Source organism: Mesorhizobium sp. M1342 (assembly GCF_040317955.1).
Classification (GTDB): domain Bacteria; phylum Pseudomonadota; class Alphaproteobacteria; order Rhizobiales; family Rhizobiaceae; genus Mesorhizobium.
This window is the reverse complement of the sequence record NZ_JAMYLI010000015.1, coordinates 143,608-165,200: the sequence shown is the minus strand read 5'-3', so window position 1 is coordinate 165,200 and position 21,593 is coordinate 143,608. Positions and strand designations below refer to the sequence as shown.

General features: G+C 58.3%; 17 protein-coding genes and 3 pseudogenes. 5 read left to right on the top strand and 15 right to left on the bottom strand.

Annotated elements, in window-relative coordinates; translation table 11 throughout:
* From NKH06_RS17760 to NKH06_RS17715, 10 genes and pseudogenes are all read right to left on the bottom strand, one after another.
* A pseudogene (locus NKH06_RS17760) lies at positions 1-412 on the bottom strand (beta-barrel domain-containing protein); the annotation flags it as partial.
* Positions 413-1,035: 623 nt separating this feature from the next.
* Positions 1,036-1,285, bottom strand: a pseudogene (locus NKH06_RS17755) (hypothetical protein); the annotation flags it as partial.
* A gap of 30 nt (positions 1,286-1,315) precedes the next feature.
* Complete coding sequence (locus NKH06_RS17750; protein ID WP_023736274.1) at positions 1,316-2,266, bottom strand: LysR family transcriptional regulator; 951 nt, start codon at positions 2,264-2,266, stop codon at positions 1,316-1,318.
* A 66-nt stretch (positions 2,267-2,332) separates the two neighbouring features.
* Entirely contained in the window at positions 2,333-3,121 is a 789-nt protein-coding gene (locus tag NKH06_RS17745; protein ID WP_023736275.1) for an ABC transporter permease, read from the bottom strand.
* Between the two features lie 3 nt (positions 3,122-3,124).
* Positions 3,125-4,036: a nodulation factor ABC transporter ATP-binding protein NodI gene (nodI, locus tag NKH06_RS17740; RefSeq protein ID WP_023736276.1), complete on the bottom strand. Its 912-nt coding sequence runs from the start codon at positions 4,034-4,036 to the stop codon at positions 3,125-3,127.
* 43 nt (positions 4,037-4,079) lie between these two features.
* Positions 4,080-4,325 (bottom strand): annotated as a pseudogene (locus tag NKH06_RS17735) (carbamoyltransferase N-terminal domain-containing protein); the annotation flags it as partial.
* 35 nt (positions 4,326-4,360) lie between these two features.
* Positions 4,361-4,969, bottom strand: coding sequence for a nodulation methyltransferase NodS (nodS, locus tag NKH06_RS17730; RefSeq protein ID WP_023736278.1), 609 nt, complete (start codon positions 4,967-4,969; stop codon positions 4,361-4,363).
* 35 nt (positions 4,970-5,004) lie between these two features.
* Entirely contained in the window at positions 5,005-6,363 is a 1,359-nt protein-coding gene (gene nodC / locus NKH06_RS17725; protein WP_023736279.1) for a chitooligosaccharide synthase NodC, read from the bottom strand.
* A 14-nt stretch (positions 6,364-6,377) separates the two neighbouring features.
* A complete protein-coding gene (gene nodB / locus NKH06_RS17720) occupies positions 6,378-7,037 on the bottom strand; it encodes a chitooligosaccharide deacetylase NodB (RefSeq protein ID WP_023766912.1) in 660 nt (219 codons plus the stop codon).
* Positions 7,034-7,627, bottom strand: a complete 594-nt coding sequence (locus NKH06_RS17715) for a NodA family N-acyltransferase (RefSeq protein ID WP_023736281.1) — start codon at positions 7,625-7,627, stop codon at positions 7,034-7,036. Before NKH06_RS17715 ends, nodB begins: the two co-directional genes overlap by 4 nt.
* Before the next feature lie 238 nt (positions 7,628-7,865).
* On the opposite strand from NKH06_RS17715, the gene NKH06_RS17710 reads away from it, so the two are divergent.
* On the top strand, positions 7,866-8,891 hold the full coding sequence (locus tag NKH06_RS17710; RefSeq protein ID WP_023736282.1) for a LysR family transcriptional regulator: 1,026 nt from the start codon (positions 7,866-7,868) through the stop codon (positions 8,889-8,891).
* A gap of 499 nt (positions 8,892-9,390) precedes the next feature.
* Here NKH06_RS17710 and NKH06_RS17705 read toward each other — a convergent pair whose 3' ends face one another.
* The 4 genes from NKH06_RS17705 to NKH06_RS17690 form a co-directional block, all read right to left on the bottom strand.
* On the bottom strand, positions 9,391-10,422 hold the full coding sequence (locus NKH06_RS17705) for a LacI family DNA-binding transcriptional regulator (protein WP_023736284.1): 1,032 nt from the start codon (positions 10,420-10,422) through the stop codon (positions 9,391-9,393).
* Positions 10,423-10,727: 305 nt separating this feature from the next.
* Positions 10,728-12,056, bottom strand: a complete 1,329-nt coding sequence (locus tag NKH06_RS17700; protein WP_023770900.1) for a dicarboxylate/amino acid:cation symporter — start codon at positions 12,054-12,056, stop codon at positions 10,728-10,730.
* A gap of 474 nt (positions 12,057-12,530) precedes the next feature.
* Positions 12,531-12,716 carry a hypothetical protein gene (locus NKH06_RS17695; RefSeq protein WP_196815355.1) on the bottom strand — a complete coding sequence of 62 codons (186 nt, stop codon included), beginning with the start codon at positions 12,714-12,716 and terminating at the stop codon, positions 12,531-12,533.
* A gap of 14 nt (positions 12,717-12,730) precedes the next feature.
* Positions 12,731-13,312, bottom strand: a complete 582-nt coding sequence (locus NKH06_RS17690; protein ID WP_352893554.1) for a mobilome CxxCx(11)CxxC protein — start codon at positions 13,310-13,312, stop codon at positions 12,731-12,733.
* A gap of 138 nt (positions 13,313-13,450) precedes the next feature.
* Between NKH06_RS17690 and NKH06_RS17685 the strand changes: the two genes are divergently transcribed.
* The 4 genes from NKH06_RS17685 to NKH06_RS17670 all read left to right on the top strand — a co-directional run bounded on the left by NKH06_RS17685 (position 13,451) and on the right by NKH06_RS17670 (position 19,096).
* Positions 13,451-13,699 carry a DUF2188 domain-containing protein gene (locus NKH06_RS17685; protein ID WP_023813721.1) on the top strand — a complete coding sequence of 83 codons (249 nt, stop codon included), beginning with the start codon at positions 13,451-13,453 and terminating at the stop codon, positions 13,697-13,699.
* Between the two features lie 1,140 nt (positions 13,700-14,839).
* Positions 14,840-16,606, top strand: coding sequence for a nif-specific transcriptional activator NifA (gene nifA, locus NKH06_RS17680; protein WP_352612159.1), 1,767 nt, complete (start codon positions 14,840-14,842; stop codon positions 16,604-16,606).
* A gap of 219 nt (positions 16,607-16,825) precedes the next feature.
* A complete protein-coding gene (gene hisC / locus NKH06_RS17675; protein ID WP_352893552.1) occupies positions 16,826-17,965 on the top strand; it encodes a histidinol-phosphate transaminase in 1,140 nt (379 codons plus the stop codon).
* A gap of 90 nt (positions 17,966-18,055) precedes the next feature.
* Positions 18,056-19,096: an LLM class flavin-dependent oxidoreductase gene (locus NKH06_RS17670; protein WP_352893550.1), complete on the top strand. Its 1,041-nt coding sequence runs from the start codon at positions 18,056-18,058 to the stop codon at positions 19,094-19,096.
* Between the two features lie 600 nt (positions 19,097-19,696).
* On the opposite strand, the gene NKH06_RS17665 is transcribed toward NKH06_RS17670, so the two are convergent.
* Complete coding sequence (locus tag NKH06_RS17665) at positions 19,697-21,589, bottom strand: ABC transporter ATP-binding protein (protein ID WP_023736290.1); 1,893 nt, start codon at positions 21,587-21,589, stop codon at positions 19,697-19,699.
* Between the last annotated feature and the right edge of the window lie 4 nt (positions 21,590-21,593).

Here is a 21,593-nt window from a genome sequence, read left to right as displayed (position 1 = left end):
GGCACGAGCGTCAGGTCCTTGAGCTTCGTCAGTTCCGCATGCGGAACCGATAGACGCACCAGGTAATACGAAATGCCGTTTTTTTTTCGTCCGTCGCCAGATCGGCTGCGATCCGGCTGACATATCCGTTCAATTCCGGCGTGGTTCTCAGATTGAAGGCTGACATCCGCAGCACGGCCTTGTGACCAAGCTGGATTTGGTCGATGTCCTTCGGGGTGATCCGTACTTCCAGCGCAAGATCGTCGCCTTCCGGCACGATTAGCATGATCGGATCGGCGGGCGTAATCACTCCGCCGAGCGTATGAACTGCGAGTTGTTGAATGGTGCCTGACTGCGGCGCGACGATATCGATCCGTCGCAGTTCCTGTTCAGCCGCCACCTTGCGCTCACCATACTCCCCGACCTGCGCCTCGCTGGACGAGGACAAGTTCCGCTGGCCGCGGGTGGAGAAAGGCGTGATCCGGCTTGCCGCGCCCAACTGATGGCGCTCGTCGAAGGCATGGACTGGCGCGCTTAAGCCGAACGGAGACGGCGTCCGACGTTGGCCGGATAGGCCGTGGCGAAGTGACTCAGGCGCAAAAGGCGGGCCTCTGGCCGTGCAAAATAAGCTTTTGTCGGCGTCATGAAGAGAAGCGCTTTGGCCCGTCTCCACGAAATCGTTCCGCTCAAGGCGATATTCGTCCCCATGGCGGCGGAGAAGGCCGAACTGCAACAACTCCGGAGCGAACACTCAAGGCCGAGATCGTCCGGATGGCGACACTCAACGAGCGTGCCCAGGAGAGGCTCGCCGACCTTCAGGGATCGTCAAGCAGCTGGAGCGCGGCGCTTCGGTCGCAGCTCCGAGAAGCTCGAACGTGCCCAGCAGGCCTTCGCCTTCGAATCCAGACCGGGCTCGGCGCGATTGAGTCCGAACTCGAGGCCGCAAGGCCGCAAGACCGACAGGCGAGCCGCGACGTGCTGCGCGACCGCGCAAGGCGTTCCCGGTGCATCTGGAGCGGGTCGAGATCGTCATCCGGCTCGACCCATGGGGGAACAGCGCTCCCGCAGCCAATCGTCCAGCCCGTCAAACGCCGTCGGCCGCACGGGCTTGCGAAACGGAACAGTCCCGCCCTCGCTTAGATGCCGATGCACGGTGTTGCGCGCGCACCCGAATTCCTTCGCCCGTCGGTTCCCCGCCAACCTCATGCCGCCGCAGCATCGCTGCCACCTCTTCAGGCTGAAGGATCTGCTCTCCCTGCATCGTTCTCGACAATGCAGGAATCGCCCAATCCCAATCGCCATCCATGCCTCCTCTCATAACCGAGGGGTCAGTTTCTCAATTCGGCCGACAACTGAGACGTCCGGTGCTCTTAGGCAGGGCAATCATACGAGATGCCTCCTGCAACATCATTTCCCGCATCCATAGGCTTGCCGGATCATTATTGTGAAGCGCAGGCCATTGGACGGCCTCCGTGAATGCGGCAGGAAGTGGCGGCGGAAGTTCGACAATCCGCAAGGGTGTTAATTTCGCGAAATGCTGCGCCAGCCGCAACGGCATGGTCCCGATGCGGCTGGTGCCTGATAGAAGGGGCGGGATCATGCTAAAGCCGTGTACGACGACCTCGATACGTCTCTCGAAACCGTTCTCGAGCAAATACCATTCCTCGATGGAGGGCTGCCGGGTGTCCCCGAATTTAAGCACAACCTGCCCCATCGACAAGTATCGGTCGAATGTAAGTGGCTCTGACAGCTGCTTGTTCGTGCCGCAGCCTACGCATACGAGCATATCTTCGAACAGGGCTGCGCGAGGATGTTTCGACATGAACACTTCCGGCATAATCAGAAAATCAACGTCGCCGCGCCGGAGAAGCTCCTCGGGGTCGTCGGAAATAGGCAGACATTCGAAGCGGACGGCGGGAGCTTCCCGCGCAGCACGCTTTACGATTTTCTTAAAAAATACGAGTGTGAGGTAATCGGAAAGGATGATGCGGAAGCGACGATCCGATCCGACCGGGTTAAAGGGGTCCCAGGAAATAATCGACAGCTGGATGTGCAGCAATGCCTCCCGGACTGCTGTGGCGAGCCCCTCCGCGCGCGGTGTCAAAATGAGTTCGCGGCCGTTCATCGTAAATAGCTCATCGCTGAAATAGGCGCGTAACCGACCGACGGCGGCGCTCATGGCCGGCTGACTCAGGTTAATACTGCGGGCTGCGGCGGTGACTTTACGCTCCCTGATCAAAGCGTCCAGCACAACGAGGAGATTTAGATCGAGTCCCTTAAAACGCATGCATTGACCTATCCGACGCGTGGATGGGTATCGCCCAAACAATCAATTTCACGAATGGTGAGAGCGTCAACGCATCAGCCGACGACGAAACAGAGCAACCGATAGGAAGAACGGCAAAACCGTGTATATGCAAAGCGCGCCGATATGCAGGCCCATGCTGCCGGCGGGACGGCCAAGCATCGCCGGACGAATGAGGTCAATTGCATGTGCGAGCGGCAACAAGGAGGCGACGTCCTGAAAAGCGCCGGGCAATTGGTTGACCGGAAACATCGCGCCGCAAAGGAACAGCATGGGTGTTATAACAAGCGTATTATAAAATATGAAATATTCATAACTGGGCGCAAGCGCCGTGACGACCATCGCTAGACTCGCGAAGGCGAGGCCACTGAGAGCGATGACTGGCAGCAAGCAGAGGATGGATGGCCACGATGCGTAGCCTAGCGTGGTCGCAACAATAGTGATTGCTGTGCCCGCCATCAGGGCCTTGGTGGCTGCCCACGCCAATTCGCCGAGTAAGATATCGCCGAGCGTCAGCTGAGTGCATAGCATTCCTTCCCAGGTGCGCTGGTCGCCCATGCGGCCGAAACTCCCGTAAACCGTTTCAGCGGTCGCCGATGCCATCGCGCTTGTGGCAACCATGCCAGCCGCGAGAAACGCAATGTACGAAGTGCCCTCAACAGGACCTATCATTGTTCCGATTCCAAAGCCGAGACCGAACAGATAGATCATCGGATCGGCGAGGTTGCCGAGCACCGATGCAAGCCCGATTTTCTTCCATCCAAGATAGTTGCGGCGCCAAACCGCGACCCAATTCCACGCATTGGCGGGCATGCCCGCCGCATAACGTTCGCCCATTGTTCAGTCCTCCATCTCGCGCCCGGTTAGCCGCAAAAACACATCCTCGAGATTGGGAGGACGCTGCAGAAGGCGTAGACCCGCGCGCCCGCGTAGCTGCGCCAGCACCTGCTCCGGATCGGGTGCATAGCAAAAAAGCGTCTCACCGCTCACCTCAATGCGCTGTGCGTACGGCCGGATCAGCGCACCCAGTTCATGCGGATTGCCGCCGTAGACCTCGACCACGTCACAGCCGATCTGCTCGTCAATGAGTGCGGACGGGCGGCCTTCGGCGATCTTGCGCCCCTCCTCCATAACGCACAGCCGATCGCACAGCCGCTCGGCCTCTTCCATGAAATGGGTAGTCAAAAGAATAGTCTTGCCCCGCGCCAGCAGCGATCGCAGCCGTTCCCAGATCAGGTGGCGGGCCTGCGGATCGAGGCCGGTGGTCGGCTCGTCCATCACCAGCAAGTGCGGGTCATTGATCAGCGCACGCGCGAGCGTCAGGCGCCGCTTCATGCCGCCGGACAGTTCGGCGACGCGCGCATCCGCTTTGTTCTCGAGGCGGGCGAACTCAAGCAGCGATGGTATGACCGCATCGATCTGGCGTCTGCTCATCCGGAAGTAGCGCCCGAACACCAACAGGTTCTCGCGTACAGTGAACGCGGTATCAAGATTGTCGAACTGCGGGACCACGCCGATGCGCATACGTGCCAAACGCGCGCGCGCCGGCACTGGAACGCCGAGCACAGTAATCTTCCCCGCATCGGGCGATGTCATGCCGAGGACCATACGCGCAATCGTGCTTTTGCCCGCGCCGTTCGGTCCCAAGAGCCCGAAGCATTCCCCCGCCGCAACGCGGAACGACAGTCTGTCGACAACGAGCTTGTCATAAGTTTTGCTTACGTCAGTAAGATCGATCGCTACCATGGACATGGGTTCATTTTACCGAGAGGGACGCCAAGACTGGCGGTTGCTTGGTTGCCTGCCGGACCTGAAACTGTGACTCGTCTTCGCCATCCCAGCCGTCGATAACGAACTGATCGACATCACAAGGATTTAGCCCCTGTTCCGGTAAAGCGGCGACAATTGCGTCAAGATTATCGATGGCTGGGTAACGCGGATCGTTGTGCCGCTTTTCCTGGTCAACGCAGAAGACGAGCCGTCCATCCTCGACCAGGGCGATCGCCCCATCATGGGTCAGCTTGGTACCACAGATGCGCATAGTGTCTCCAGGTTAACGGCGATAGATTCGATTCATCAGGAAGCGGAAAGCGGGTTCCGGAAACGGACGAGCAAGCAGTCTTCGTTGACCGACTCGCCCCGACACTCAAGACGCTCTACCTCGATCAACGTTTCGTTCAGCATGGCGATGACCGGCTCAGCACCAGCGGCGTGACCCCAGCGACGGCAATTAGCATCCCTTGCCGATCCGAAGATCAGATGCCCGCCTGGCGCAAGCACCCGCACCAGGTTTTTGACGGCCTCGCGCATCTCGGCTATGTCTTCGAGATAGTAGAGGACCTCCGCCACAACGATCAGGTCAAACAACTCGTCGGTCGAAAACTGTTGAACATCGGAGACTATCCAGTTGATGCGCGACGGCTCGTTTATCCGTTGACGTGCTCGAGCAATCGCTTGCGCCACGACATCGATGACGGTGAGCCCTTGGCAGTAGGGGGCTAGTTTTTCCGTGAATGCGCCGGCAGCGCACCCGACTTCGAGGGCATTTGAAATGGAGCCTTGGGCAAGCGCCAGCTGGAGCATTTGCGTGTGGCGCTTCCGCTCGAACGGATTGCCGTCGAGAAGCCACGGATCGTCTGCGGCCAATTCCCGATCAAGCAACTGATGATTCACGTTCTGGGTCAAACTCGTGCGCCTCTCGTCCACTAGGTAATTAGCGATCACTCGTCGCCGCAAATGTTGCCCGACAGCACTAATTCCGAAGAATCCCGCGCAAGATTGAGCCTGCGAAGCGGAGCCGCATGCGGCGAGAATTCTGCCCTGCTGGAACCAGTGATCGGAGTTTGGGTGGGGGCCTGTTTTCCCCCAGTGTTCGATGTAGCGACAGCAGAGCCTCGCGACAGCCAATCGCTATTGCTCAATGTACACAGCGCGTAGGCTTTCAACGGAAGCAAGAGAAAGATGTTGATGAACGTGTGCAGCGAAAAGCCCAGAAATCGAAACTGTCGGGCACGAAATGCTACCACGCTGCATCGGAGCAGGGTCATGGACACAATCATCAGTCCTGTCCACCAAGGCACAGAGCCTGTCAGTGCGAAATGTGCGAGGCCCGTTAATACCGATATGGCGAGGAGTAGCGCGCCGAGATTCTGTCCGACCACGTCCAACGTGAGATAGCTATTCAGGCTGGGCAGCAAGCGCAGCCCAAGCAGCGTGTCCCGGAATGTGCTTCGTGCCCAACGGAGTTGTTGGCGCAGATACGGTCCTAGTCTGTTCGGGACGACTGTGGCCGCGATGGCGCTCGGAACGTACTCGGTTCGAAAGCCTGCTTTCAGCATCAGGATAGTAAGATGGCGATCCTCACCGAAGTCGCTTGGCTTGCCCCGAAAAAACTGCGACTCGTACTGGTCCAGTAACAAAAGGAGCGCAGACCGGCGGTACATGGCACATGGGCCGCAACAGCACATAACGGCACCGAAGCGAGCCTGCGCCGCGCGCTCCTCGTTGCAAGCCAGCCAGTACTCCATGTCTATCAGCCTGGTCAGCCAGCTCTCGGTCCGGTTACTGGCCGTCAACTGACCCATGACTGCGCCGACCGCTGAATCTCGCATCTTCGGTACAAGCTTGGCAATGACGTCGGACGCGAGTAACGTGTCTGAATCAACGTTAAGCACCAGATCCCCTGATGAGCGGCGTATCGCGGCGATCTGCGCCTTGCGCTTTCCAACATTCTCGGGAAGCAAAATGATGTCGAACCTAGGGTCGCGCGCGTAGGTTTCGTGGACAGTTCCTAAGGCTTCGCGATTTCCAGAACCGTCATCAACCACATAGACCCGAATTCTTCCGGCGTATTCTTGGTCGGCAATGGAAGCCAGGCACTCTGAAAGCGTGCGCGGATCCTCGTTGAAGCAGGGGACGATGACATCCACGCTGGGCAGTTGATCGGAGCCGACGAGAACCTCCAACGCCGATGAGTCGTTTGTCGGCAGAGCATAAAGCCCCTGCATGCTCTTATAAGCAGTCGAGAGCAGCGCATAAAGCGATATGGCCACAGTGCTGGTTGTACCAAGAAGAGTCATGGGATCTCGTTTGTTCAGTGATGTTGAGGAAGTGAGCGGATTACAAATCCGCGCTCACGCAATGCTGGAATCAGCCGGGACAGCGCCGTGACCGTCTGGTCGCGCAGACCGGCGTGAGCGCCCCGGCCCAACTCGCCGGGAGGGCATCCGTCGTGCAAGAGTACGATTGCGCCCGGCCGGACAGAGGCGAGCACTTTATCGATAATCGCGTCGACCCCAGGGCGAGACCAATCTCGAGGGTCGACGGACCAATGGAGGGCCGCCAGCCCGGCGATCTGTGACGCTGTGAAGACTTCTTCACTCCAGGCGCCGTAGGGCGCGCGAACATAGCGCACCGAGGCCTGCGGGCACGCTCTCATGATGGCGTCGTTCGCTTCAAAGACCTCACGTTGCACTTCGCCGAAACCGCATTGGTACAGATCCGGATGAGACATCGTGTGGTTGCCTACCTCGTGCCCTTCTGCGATCATCCGTTGGATTAGATCTGGGTGCTCTAAGGCGTAGGCGCCGATGACGAAGAAAGTCGCCGGCACCCGCTGCTCTGCCAGCACATCGAGAATCTCCGGTGTGAAAAGTCGATTGGGACCGTCGTCAAACGTCAGATAAACGCTGCGACGGCCGGTGCCGTCAGAGCACTCACGGCGCACTTCGTACAAGCAATCGGGACGGCTCATAGCTCTGGTCCGTTCCGATCTATCATCGTGCCCGTGGGCCATTCGCTGATCGGCCGTCCAACCGGCAGAACAATGGTGAGTGCGTCATCGATGCGTGTGGGCGGCAGGTCGAGGCGGGCCTCTGGTCGGGTCGAGCGGACGCGAATTCCCGACAAAACGGCCAAAGGCCTGTATCGCCGCCCGAACCTCTCAACATGATTCCGCAGCGCGTCCCGGACCGTTCCGAAAGCGAATGGAACGCCAAGCTCCTGCAGTATTGGAAGCATGACATGGATTGAATGGGCGATTCCGAGACCCTCAAGGTCCGGGCGTACCCCGTACAGGCCCAGCTCAGCCACCAACAGGTCGACCGCGTCAACCTTGATGAAACGGCGCAGTATGCCCATGTGAGCCGCTACACCACTTGAATCATAGGCGATCACGCGGAGTTCAGGCCTGGCTCCGGCCCAGCTTCGACTACCTTCGAACGGTTCTGCGTTGGACGCCCCAGTCGGCCCGTACGTATCACGAAAGAACTCGGCGAGCTCAACGTGATCGGAGAGCTGCAATTCGTTTTCCCAGCACAACTTCCACTGCACCTGATGGCGCATTCAGGACCTCTCTTCATATTAGTTTTTTGCGGCCGCATTACCCGACCAAAGCGGCGCTGTTGGCTGCATTCAGCCGTTGTCGTTGGCGAAGGTGAGCCAGACGCTCTCTCGAAGTTCCGGCCCGTGTCGTCGATTTGAGCTTGACGTCGCTCATTAACGTTCCTCTAATGCATGGCTCGTAAATTCGTAAAATTGATTGTTTGAATGATACGCATCCACGCGTTGGATAGAACATGACATGCGTTTCAAGGGACTCGATCTAAATCTCCTCGTTGTGCTGGACGCTCTGATGAGGGAGCGTAAAGTCACTGCCGCGGCTCGCAGTATCAACCTGAGCCAGCCGGCCATGAGCGCCGCCGTTGCTCGGTTACGCGCCTATTTCAACGATGAGCTATTTACGATGAACGGCCGCGAGCTCATTTTGACACCGCGCGCCGACGGGCTCGCCACAGCAGTCCGGGAGGCATTGCTGCACATCCAGCTATCGATTATTTCCTCCGACGCTTTCAACCCGGCCCAATCGGATCGTCTCTTCCGAATGATGCTTTCCGATTACATCACGCTCGTATTTTTTAAGAAGATCGTAGAGCGTGCTGCGCGGGAAGCACCCGCCGTTCGCTTTGAATGTCTGCCTATTTGCGACGACCCCGAGGAGCTTCTCCGGCGCGGCGACCTTGATTTTCTGATTATGCCGGAAGTGTTCATGTCGAAACATCCTCGCGCAGTCCTGTTCGAAGATATGCTCGTATGCGTAGGCTGCGGCACGAACAAGCAGCTGTCAGAGCCACTTACATTCGAGCGATACTTGTCCATGGGGCATGTCGTGCTCAAATTCAGGCACACCCGGCAGCCCACCATGGAGGAATGGTATTTGCTCGAGCACGGTTTCGAGAGACGTGTCGAGGTCGTCGTACAGGGCTTTAGCCTGATCGCGCCCGTCCTGTCAGGCAGCAACCGCATCGGGACCATGCCCTTACGGCTGGCGCAGCATTTCGCAAAAACAACACCCCTGCGGATTGTCCAACTTCCGCCGCCACTTCCTCCTCCCGCATTCACGGAGGCCGTCCAATGGCCTGAGCTTCACAATACTGATCCGGCAAGCATGTGGATGCGGGAAATGATGTTGCAGGAGGCATCTAGCCTGGCGCCTTTGCCTGAAATCAATGAGCGTCTCGGGCACGCCGATCCGACCTTGCGGTTGTTGGTACCGACTGCCACCTCGATTTCGCGTGCGAAGTCCCGGAAGATGTTAAGCCCCACTTAAATACCGGGCCTTTGCCCAGCAGAGCGGCGCAGTTGATTGTCAAGTACGAGGGCCAGGAACGAGCAGAACACACGCCCGGGGTTGCTACTGAATTGACTGCCGCCTCCGATTTTGCTTGCGGAGTCCCAGAAGATGCTCAGCCCCACTTAAATGCCAACGTCGCAGGCCTTGCCCGGCTTTTCACGCGCGGCCAGGCGAGGAGATGGCGGTCGACGTGGTCGATCATCTGTGCCAGCCTCGCTCGGCTACCGGCGTCGACGACAGTCCCCTGCACCGAGAAAGTCGGGCACTTGGCAATGAAGCCGGTCGAGCTTGACGCTGCGGACCCGGCAATTGACCCCGCGCTTCGTGAACGCGTGGCCGATCCGTTCATCTAATCGGCGCTTCATTCTGCCCGGCTGAGGTCCGTGGGTGCGGCCACCCCGCGGGATGGGATCATCATTCAACTTTCTCTCGTTTATGAAAGGAAACTCCCCGCTCACGATAGAGTCCATGAGTTTCATATATTTTCCGGCAGATGGATGTCGAACGGGAGAAATGTCTGTCCGGGCGTTTCAGCGGTGCCGGTCTCGATAGCCCGCGTCATCAGCGTTATCAGCTCCCGGCAAAGTCGGCGCATTGGCGTGGCGACCGCCATCGTGACGATATTATCTGCGAGCGCCGCCCGAGACTCCGGTGTGATTTCATTCACGATCGCGACGAGATCGCGACTTTTGCCCTCTTCTCGGAGCGCGGAGATGGCGCCCTCCATGCCGCCGCCGGCGACATAGAAGCCGACGAGCTCGGGCTCTCGCTGCATGAGATCAAGCGTTGCCTCGTAGGTGATCTGCCGTTTCTCGAGGTTCATGACAGGATCCAGCACCTCGAACGTGGGCGCGTTCTCACGGCAATAGGAGCGAAAGCCGACGTCACGGAGCTCGTGCCCCTGGAAACGATGGCTGCCGACAAAAACCGCCACTTTGCCGGGCCGTTTTGCGACCTTCGACACCATCCAAGCGGCCGTGCGCCCCACCTTGCGGTTGTTAAGGCCGATATACCCCTGTCGCACGCCGGCGGCGAAGTCGGAAAGCAGCGAGAAAACCGGAATGCCTTTGGCCTTGAGGTCCTCAACCGCTGCTGTAATTTTCGGGTGGTCCGGTGCCACCATCGCGATCGCATGGCAGCGTGCGCCCAAATCCTTGAGCCGCGCGATCAGGTCGCTCGGCATATGTGACGGGGCGAATTCGACGAGCGGAATGCCGTGGAAGGACTGGGCCAAATTGACCGATGCTTCGACCTCGCGTGCAAAATCTTGGTAGAAATGCTGGGCCGGTTTTCTCAAGATGAAGCCCAGACGGTAGTGCGGTAGGTCTCGCCGTAAGCGCTGCTTGATTAGCCCGGCAGCATGATAGCCGATCGCGTGGGCGGCGTCGTGGACCCGCCGCGCGGTCTCCTCGCGCACCGGATGGCGGGCGTTCAGAACCCGATCGATCGTTGCTACGCTGACTCGGGCTTCGCGGGCGAGATCGGCAATTGTGGGGCGCTTGGTCATAGGTCCCTATTCTGATCGGTTTTTGACGCGGGCCGGCTCTCTGTCGCCTAACGCGTTTCGGTTTCGGGTGGCAAAGTGAAAACGTCCCATACGAATGGCCAACAGCGTGTTGGACGAACATCATTCCAGACGTAAACCGGCCGGGTATACTGGAAGGCTCATTCGCTTAAAGGGCGGTGACGGTTTGCACTCACACATTTAGCGCTTCGGCTACATGGTCCGTGAGGAGCCGTTTAGAGGCTGCGGGTCGGTCGTTCAGTTCATGTGACCAGCTAGGCGACTTAACAGGTCGTGGGCCGCCCACCTTATTGGGAGGAGGGTAGCCGGTTTGATGCCTCGGCAAGCTGATGACCGCAGAAGGCGGCTTTCATCTGTGCTCGGTCCAATTCTCCTTCCCAGCGGGCGACGACGAGGGATGCCACTGCGTTGCCGACGCAATTCGTCAGCGCCCGGCATTCGGACATGAAGCGGTCGATGCCGAGTATCAGTGCCATCCCAGCAACGGGAACACTCGGAACTACGGCGAGCGTAGCCGCCAGGGTGATGAAGCCCGCGCCTGTGACACCTGCAGCGCCCTTGGAGGAAAGCATTGCTACGAGCAGCAGCAGCACCTGATCGCCGATGGACAGATCCGTGTTCGTCGCCTGCGCGATGAAGAGGGCCGCCAGCGTCATGTAGATATTCGTGCCGTCCAGATTGAATGAGTATCCGGCCGGGATGACGAGACCCACAACCGAACGCCTGGCGCCCGCCTTCTCCATTTTCTGCATCAGCGAAGGGAGCGCCGCCTCCGAGGAGGACGTTGCGAGGACAAGCAGCAGCTCTTCCTTGATGTAGCGAATGAGAGAACAGATCGAGAAGCCGTTGTAGCGACAGACCGCGCCGAGAACCCCGAACACGAAGAGGAAGGCGGTGAAATAGAACGTCGCGACCAGCATCGCGAGGTTGACCACCGAACCGATGCCATATCTGCCGATGGTGAAGGCCATTGCGCCAAAAGCGCCGATCGGCGCGGCCTTCATCAGAATTCCAACGAGCTTGAAGACAGGCGCGATGAGCGCCTGAAGGAAGCAAACGACAGGCTTGCCCGGCTCTCCGGCCATCGCAAGCGCCATGCCGAACAGAACCGAGAAGAACAGCACCTGCAGGATGTCGCCTTCCGCGAAGGCACCGACGATCGTTGGCGGGATGATGTTCATCAGAAAGCCGGTGACCGACTGCTCGCTGGCTTTTGCGGCATAGGTATTCACGGCCTGGACATCGAGCGAGGCCGGATCAATGTTGAGGCCGGCGCCAGGCTGGACGACATTGGCGACGATGAGGCCGACGATCAGCGCGAGCGTCGAGAAGGTGAGGAAATAGACCATTGCTTTACCGGCGACCCGGCCGACCTTATGAAGATCGTTCATGCCGGCAATGCCGGTGGCAATTGTCAGGAAGATGACAGGCGCGATGATCATCTTGACCAGCTTGATGAAGGCATCACCCAGCGGCTTCAGGCTCTCGCCGGTCTCCGGATAAAAATAGCCAATTGCGACGCCGAGCGCGATGGCGGCAAGCACCTGGGCGTAGAGCTTGGTGTAGAAGGGTTTGCGGGGCGCGGGACTCGCGCCGCGAACTTGTGCAGCTGACACTGTTTCTCTCTCCCTGACCGGATCGAGGTGGCGTGACTTCTCCCGGGCTTCTCCCTATCGCGGCGCTCCGGTCGAACGCTGCACCAACGCCGCCGCAATACCCATGCCAGATGAATCCGCATGACCTGAACTGACGTGGGCTCGCCAATGCTGGAGGAATGCGGTGTCAGACCAGCGGGATAGGCCGCGGTCCGGCACGCCCTTGATGGTCTCTGGCAGAGTGCTGCCGGTCGATCCCTCTGGCTAGCGGTTTTGCTGCACAGAGCGTGCTGGGTTCCTCGTTTTAGCCGGCTTTGGACCGCGCCGCATCGCTGGCGCCAGCGCGTACCAAATAGGTCGCCTGTTCATAAGCCCTTCCAGATGACAGGCTAACTTACCCCTGGAAGCGCTCGTTTCTTGACAGCCTACGACTATGCAGCCACTGCAATGCACAGAATAATTTGGATGGGCCTTTGGACGACCCATTTTGGCAAATCAACGCCCGCAGCAGGGGCAGCCGCTTCCAAGCGGTCCCATCGTAATCTGTTCAGACTTTTCGATACGCTCATTGAGTGTGCCGATTTCGGCGCCAGGCCGGGTGATCCGTGTTACAAACTCTTTCCGATCACCCAGAGACAACTTCGTATATCCCCGGATAACCTTGCGCAGTTCATCGTTCATCATCTTCTCCTTATTTAGTTTCCGCCGCAAACGGCGCATTTCTTTTTTGGCCACCAACGCAAACGTCGAGAAATGGGGATTTCGCTACACACCGCACATAACCTTCGATACTCGATCAGCCCGTTTCGCATGCCTAGGTTCTTTTCTTCGGACGTTATGTCCTTCTCGATGTCATGGGAATCTATGATTTTTTGTTGATCGGTCCGCATCCTGAATTCGAGAGCGATATCGTCGACTCGACTTTCGCCGATTGCACGCCAGGCCTCCTCCATTTCATATGAATCGCGCATGGCACGTGAGCTATAGGCCAGATCGTCGTCCCATCGGCTGAAGACTGCCCAAAGAGCGAAAAGCAGTTGGATTACCGCGGCCACCGCGAGACCAATCTTAAGCACCGTCAGGTAAGTCGCTGGCAGTCCGAATGCGTCTGAGCCCGCAATAGCGCCAAGAATGATGGGAATTGCGAACGCCCAGAAATCGCGCAGCCTCGTAAGAAGCTTAAGTCGCCTCAGACGGCGCGAAAAAACGGTATATGTGCCATGGCAGTTCAGCGCAGAATTCCACGCTTTTGTGCGCATCTCAGCTTCAGTGATCATGTCGGCTCGATGACAAAACATTAACTCAGTGGGAACTGCCGGTCGGCCGCCTCGAATAACATGTGGAAGTGAAGCACGGTAGGTTGTGAATGGAAAAAATATCCGTACTTTACTGCTATTCACAGAGGATAAATCTTCATGACAAAGAAGCCTGACAGAACGGTTTATCAGCGCCCTGCCGACAAAAAGTGGGTAGACAGACGAAATGACGCCGATCGCGGCTTCGTGCATGATACGCAGAAGGACGCAATCCAATCCGCCAAGGAAAAGATCACCAATCAGGGCGGTGGCGAACTGACGGTGAAGGGCCGCGACGGAAAAATTCGTAGCAAGGACTCGGTCGGCGGCGGTAACGATCCCAATCCTCCGAAAGACAAAGAACATTGATGCCTTCCACGCTGCGACGCCGCAGGCCTAATATGGTTGCTTTTCCAGGTCGCCTGCCTGCACGGCAGGTGAGCATCATATTTGCCTGAATTGGCACTACGCCAATTCGCTTGGCGGGTATAGGTTTTCAGCATCGACGCATCCTGCTCTTGCGTGTTCCTCAGGCACTTCCGTTCCGGCCATTCCGCCGCGGTTGTGACCACGGCTCTAGGGAACCCCTGACGGGCTTCCGGACATCGTGTGACAATCCCTTTTGTAAGAGGCGAGTTCCTCTCGCCGGAACGCCTGCGCCACATGGCGCAAATCCGTTGGTCTAGAGGAGGCCGAGAGCTTCGCTTTCCCTGACTAGCCGTGGCACCCATGATGGGATGAATGCGCTGGGACAAGGCGGGAATGACGAGGGTCCAGCACGACCCGTTGATGTTCACTGACAGAGTGCTGCCGGTCGATCCCTCTGGCTCGCGGTTTCATCGGTGGCATCAGAGCGGAGAATTGCTGTGCTCTTTGCAGCGCTCCCGCTGCATGAAAGCGACGTCGAGACGTAGAGCTTGACGCCGCTGGTGATGACCACGACGATGTGATTCAGAAATTGCGAGCACCGCCTACGAAGCCGTACTCGACGCCAGCTTCGCGCCTTCACACGCGACACCGCCGCCGCATGATCAACTCGAGAAAAATGGCGGTTGCCGCAACCGACCAGTGTCGTTGGCGGTTATTGTCGCTCCAGCCCCTCCTTCGCAGGCGCTGGTGAATGCACGGCCCGGCATTTACACTCCGCGCGGTCAGCCGCTCGGGCACCGCATCGCCGGCGCAAGTATTTCCGTCGTTCAACGGCAAAAACAGAATTGATGTATTCTATCATATGCCGCGAGGTTTCCTTTCACGAATGAAAGAAAGCTCGATTGACTATCCCGCCTCGCTCCAGTCTGTTGAAAACAACGTGTGGTTGCCTTGGTGCAAGCCGAGACCATGGCCAAGCTTCGTGGAGGGGAGAGCCAAGCGATGCATCAGGGTTCGATCCGCTTCGCACTCGACCAAACGGCGGCACGAGTTCACGTCGGAGTATTTTCGGGCCTGCTCGCGACGCCGCGGGCGCACATGCCGCCGGCTTACGTTTGATGGCGCGAGATCGAGGATCACATGCACCACAACATTCGCAAATCAGAACAAAATGCCAGCGAGTGCGGCATATCGCTGCCGGATGCGATAAGAGGTTGTCCAACGTCCGAGACGAATCCTGCGAATGGGGTATTGCACGAGCGCGCCCTCATCGGAATCTTCGAAATATCGAAAATACTCACCGGTCCCGCCCGGCTCGAACTCACGTTGGCCAAGGTCGTTGATCTCCTGCACTCGTTAGTGCAGATGCGGCACGGCATCATCACTCTCTGCGATGCCGAGGCCGGACTGGACATCACCGTGGCCAGCGACTGCGACACGAACAGCAATGAGCCCTCCCGGTCGCGCGTGCCGCGCAACGCCATCGATCAGATTGTGACGACGGACACGCCGCTCATCGCCGAGGACATAGCGATGCATCCGGCCTTCACTGCCGCTGACATCGAGGTGCTTGGGGCCTCCGATACCGTGTCCTTCATCGGCGTTCCCATTCGTGTTGATGGGAACGCCGTAGGCGCGCTGACTATGGACAGGGCTTTGGAAAGCAGGTCAAGCTATCGGCTCGATTACGATGTCCGACTGCTCACCATGATTGCCAACATGGTGGGACAGACAGTCAAGTTGCACCGCTTCTCCGCGGGGGACCGCGAGCGACCGCCGGAGTTGGAAGACCGGCTGCAAACGAAATTTTCAGATGTTAAGCACCCTGCACCCCGGCGCAAAAAAGTTCATGTCGAGGGGATGATTGGTGACAGTCCGGCGATAAGCGCGCTGCTGGAGAAGATCGCGGTCGTAGCCAAGGCAAAAACCACGGTTCTGTTGCGAGGCGAGTCCGGTACCGGGAAGGAGCTGGCTGCCAAGGCAATTCACGAGTTGTCGCCGCGCGCCAAGCGGCCCTTCGTTAAACTCAATTGTGCAGCGCTCCCAGAGACAGTCCTGGAATCCGAATTGTTCGGTCATGAGAAGGGTGCCTTCACAAGCGCGTTCAATTCCCGCAAGGGGCGCTTTGAGCTCGCTGACAAGGGGACGTTGTTTCTGGATGAGATTGGCGAGATCTCGGCCTCGTTCCAGGCAAAGCTACTGCGCGTGCTGCAGGAGCAGGAGTTTGAGCGCGTCGGCAGCAATCAGACCATTAAGGTCGATGTTCGCGTGATTGCCGCCACGAACAGGAACCTGGAAGAGGCGGTTGCAAGGAATGAGTTCCGCGCCGACCTATACTACCGCATCAACGTGGTTCCCTTGCTGGTACCAGCATTGCGCCAGAGGCGCAGCGATATTCCGCTGCTCGCAGCTGAGTTTCTCAAGAAGTTCAACGACGAGAACGGCTGTACGCTTACCTTCGATCCATGTGCGATTGAAGTGCTGATGAAATGTGAGTTTCCCGGCAACATTCGCGAGCTTGAAAATTGCGTGCACCGGACAGCGATCCTGGCCGAGGGACTATCAATCGGGAGAAACGACTTTGCCTGCTCGCAAGGCCAATGCTTTGCCGAGGCGCTGTGGAAGTGCAGATCGGGCAAGGCCGCGCTGCAACCAGCGCCGATCCTGCCGGAGTCAGTGAATCCGGCCACGCCGCCGGATGCGGCAGCCTGTTCGGCCGCGACCACAGTCCCGCGTGCCGGCGCAACACACCCAATTGGCGCGAGGACCCCCGACATAGAGCGCGTCATTGCTGCCATGGAAAGATGTGGCTGGGTGCAGGCAAAGGCAGCGCGCCTCCTTGGACTGACCCCGCGCCAGATTGGCTACGTGCTGAGGAAATATGGCGTCGAGATCAAGCGTATCTGAAACCGAGGAGATGAGCTGAGCTGCATAGCGCCTTGCGGCAGCGATGCAGATCCGCGTCCGCGTCCACTCGATTCACCGAGGACAGCCTGGCCGAATTCCCGTGTCTGCGTTGCGACCATCGTGTGAGTGGCAACGCTTCCATCGTCAATCCTGTCCGCCATGTTGCTTTCGTTGCGAGCTCATACGGATGCCCCCTGTTGACTGAAACGGAGTTAAAATATGTCCGATGCAAAACTGCAAACTGTGCTTTCGGCTCTTCCGCCAGTGACGCGACAGTTAGATCCTCTGCCGTCCAACGGACCAGCGCCGGACGGAAATTTTGTCAAGCTGAATACGAATGAAAACCCGTTTCCGTTGCCGCCAATCATAATGCAAAGTGCAGTGGCGGCTCTCAAGTGCCAGTATCTATATCCGGATAACGATAACATCAGCTTGAGGGAAGCGGCGTCCAGCACCTATGGCGTTTCCAGGGATCAGGTCATCGCAGGCAACGGGTCGTCTGAACTGCTCGGACTCATCTACAGAGCTTTCCTCGCGCCTGGCGATAAGGTTGCGATGATGTCGCCAGGGTTTTCGTTCAACCGCAAACTTGCCATGATTCAGGGCGCCGAGTTTCTCGAAGTCGGATGTCAAGCTCATTCCCTGCCAATGGAGCAATTGCTTTCCGGTCCGGCAAAAGACGCCAAGTTCATTATGTTGGCCAATCCAAACAATCCGACCGGAACATTCCTCCCGATAAGCGATATCGAACGCCTCGTAGCACAATCGGACCGCTTGGTTGTCCTTGATGAAGCCTACGTCGACTTTGCACCCGATCATGGCCTGCGCCTCATCAACCAGTATCCGAACGTTCTGATCTTGAGGTCATTCTCGAAAAGCTATGCCGCCGCCGGCATTCGCGTCGGTTTCGGTTTCGGTCACCCTGAAATTATTGGCAGGCTGCGAAACATCCAGAACGTCTTCAACATGAACGTCATCGGGCATGCCGTTGGTATCAGCGTGCTTGCGCATCGCGGCGCCTACGCAGAGAACCACAAGCACATCAAGGATGAACGAGAGCGAGTGACAGTCGCGCTGTCGCAACTCGGATTTTCCGTAACGCCCTCCCGCGCAAATTTCTTGCTGGCCCGTGTGCCCGCGGGACAGGACGGCTCATGGTGGCAAGCAGCATTGGAAAGGCAAAAGATACTTGTCGCGTTTTTTCCGGACAAAGGCTTGGAACACTGCATCCGCGTCAGCATCGGCACAAAAGAGCAGATGGATGCATTTCTTGCTGCCGCTGGCGACATTGCTGGAAGCTTAATGGTGCCAAGCTCCAAGGGCAGGGAAGCGTCAGGCTCTGCTTCTTCGTTACGCTGACGCAAATCGGCGATCACACACATCTCTTCCGACTTGCTTGGTCATCCCAGCAAGAGAACAGCCTGCTTTTTAAAATCGGGGACTTATCGAGTGACAAACGTCTTTCCTTCAAACCTAGCGTTCGGCATCTTCGATCATCTGGACGAGGATGGCCGCGACATCGGTCGGCAATACGAAGATCGCCTGATATTAGCAGAGGCGTGCGATCAGCTAGGGTTCTATGCCTATCATCTCGCAGAACATCACTGTACTCCCCATGGGAGAGGTCCATCGCCGAATCTGTTCTTATCGAGCGTCGCCCAGCGCACCCGGCGCTTGCGTCTCGGACCCTTGGTGATGCTGCTTGCGCTTTATCATCCGCTGCGTGCGTTCGAAGAGATCTGTATGCTGGACCAGTTGAGCGGTGGCAGGCTCGAACTGGGCATAGGGCGCGGTGCTCTCCCGATCGAATTGGGCTACTTCGGGATTGGTGCGGACGCGGTGCCGGGCCGTTATGCCGAAGCCAGCGAAATCCTCATGGAAATACTTGTTAATCCGATGAAGGTCGGCACGCTATGCTATCAAGGCCGCCATTTTGATCTCAATGACATTCCTTTGACGTTAAGACCTCATCAGCGTCCACATCCGCCGACATGGGTTGCTGCCAATCGACCCGAGTCCGCAGCTTGGGCGGCTGCGAATGGAACCAATATCGCGTGTGTAGGACCTTCCTCTTCTGTTCGCAAAACTACTGATGCGTTCCGCGCCTATCGAGAGGACAACGCTGGCGCGGGGGATCAGGCGCAATTTATCGGATTGCTCCGCATGGTCGTGGTTGGGCGTTGTGACACACATGCCTATTCGCTCGCGGCACCTGCTTACGAACGCTGGCTCAAGAGCTTCCAATTCCTTTACGAGCTTAACGCTATCCCCACTCCACCAAACCTGCCGCTGACCTTCGATGCGGCAGTCGAGAGTGAATTGTGCGTGGTAGGATCAGCAGAATCTGTGCGAAAAGCTCTGTTAGGTCAGTTGGAAGTGGCAGGTGCCAACTACCTGCTTTGTCAACTGGCATTTGGAAATCTGCCGCTAGATGCTTCCCTGTACACCGCGACGACCATTCAATCCGAAATCATGGCTCGATTTGGCTGACCATGAAATTCGCGGTCTGAGGTTGAATCGTTGTACAGCGCTCCCTCACATCCACGTGCTCGAGCGTGCACGTGATGGGGACGGGCAATCGGGAGGGAGGCCAAACTGACGACGAGCCGGCGGCACAGAATACCAGCTTTGTGCGTTGGCTGGCGTCCGGGCCATCGTGTGAACCTGCATGATCCTAAGGAGATGATGGCCGAGCGCGTCACGATGCAGGCACGCGTCTGCTCGTCGCGCTCGCGCTACCCGTTGCCCATAGCCCGCCGCAGAGGTTCTTCTCGCCCGGGGCGGCGTCGGTGCGGCGCCTCCAGCTTCATCAGCGGCCGGCGGTAGCAAAGCCGCCACTCGCTACGGCGCTGTTGAGGGCGCGCTCGCGAGCGGCTTTGCTACGCCCAGCCACCAACGGGAGCGAGCTCGCCCGATGATGGGGTGCACCGCGGTCGGGATACGATGCTGAAGGAAATCGTTCGCAGCCGGTCTTCACGAACTGCGAGGAGTGCTTGTCCTTGAATGCTGCCTGCTGGCCGTCTGCGGTGGCCTGAGTGGTCCGCCGACACGCCCGAAAGTCAACGCCACTACCACAAGGCCGCCAAAAACTCAGGTCTGGGAGCCAGCTTGGACGGTGGTCTCGTGTTCGGGGATGTCGTCGAAGGAGGCGTAGTTGAGATAGTAGAGTTTGGAATACAGGCCGCCCATAGCTATTAGCTCATCGTGGTTGCCAGTCGCAACAACTTGGCCATTCTGAAGCACGATGATGCGGTCGGCCCCCCGGATCGTGGCGAGACGGTGGGCGATGACGAGGCCAGTCCGCCCTTCAAGCAGCTTGATCAGAGCCTTCTGAATCTGCAATTCCGTATAGCTGTCGATGTTGGCGGTCGCTTCGTCGAGCACGAGGATCTTGGCGTCAGCGACGAGGGCGCGGGCGAAACTGATAAGCTGGCGCTGGCCGAGAGATAAGTTGTCGCCGCGTTCGCCAAGTTGGGTCTCATACCCGTCGGCGAGGCTCATGACGAAGTCATGCGCGCCGACCGCCTTCGCCGCCTCGATCACCTTGTCGCGCGTGGCTTCCGTCTTCTGGTATCGAATGTTCTCGAAGACCGTCCCGGTGAACAGGAATGGCTCCTGCAGCACCATGGCGACCTGGCGGCCGAGCGATTCCTGGGTGAGGTCGCGCACATCATGCCCGCCGACCAGCACCTGACCCTGCTGAACATCATAGAAGCGGTGGACCAGGGCCATCGCACTCGATTTGCCAGAACCGCTCGGTCCGACCAGTGCGACCGTCTCGCCGGGATTGACCCTGAAGGAGACATTTTTCAGAACCGAACGGTTCGGATCGTAGCCGAATGTGACGTCCCTAAACTCAACCGAGCCGTCCATTTCGGGCGAAAGCACCTCGGCATTGGGTTTGTCCTGAACATCGATCTTGACATCGAGCACATCGGTCAGGCGCTTGCCTGAGGCCATGGCGCGCTGCATGATCGAATATTGCAGGGTGAGTGAGCGGATCGGGTCAAAGAAGCGCTGGATGTAAAACAGGTAGGCTACCAACACGCCCACATCTATACGGCTATTCACGACCATCGAGCCGCCGACCACAATAACGGCGGCCAAGGCGAGGCCCGTGAGGCCATCGACGATAGGCACCATGACCAGTGCATATCTGGCAGCGATCAGTTGGGTCCTGAGGTTGGCATGGGCCCGGTCGTCGAAAAGAATGAAATTCACCTGCTGGCGATCCATCGACTGTATGGTCCGCACGCCGTGAATGGCTTCGGCCAGCGCGCCATTGACGACGGAATTGGTTTCGTGTGCAGCCATGAAGGCGTCGCGGGCACGCGGCAGCCAGACAATGCGGACGATCACCAGGATCGGCAGAACCGACAGCGTCAGGAGGCCGAGGCGAAAGTCGAGCCACAGCATTACGAAAACGATGCCGAAGAGAAGTGCAACATCGCCTAGGGAATATACCGAGGTTTCCAGGAACTCCTGTATGGAGTTAACGTCGCCTTGCAGGCGCGACATCAGGCGTCCGACCTCAGTCTTGTCCATGAAAGAGAGCGAAACCTTTTGCAGATGGCCAAACATGGCGCGGCGGATGTCGAACAGGACAGTTTCGGCAATTTTCCCATCCAAGGTTTCCTGCATGTAACCGGCGGCGAAATTGACCAAAATCGCCGAAAGGAACGCGCCGACGGCCGCAAGCTGGGCTGAGCGATCACTCGCTGCCGGGTTCATGCCCTGGTCGATCGCGTAGCGGATGATCAAGGGGATGAGAAGCTGCGTCCCGGTGAAGATCAACATCGCGACAATCGTGACAACTACCTTTGCCCGATAGGGATGGACGAAGCCCCAGATCCGGCGGAGGATGCTCTTGTCGAAAGCCCGGCCGAACATCTCCTCCTCGATCCGGTGCGAGCCGACGACCGCGCGCGGAGGGCGTCTGCCGTCGTCACGTTCGGCTTCGAGTTCGCCGGGGCCCTGGTCCATCAGC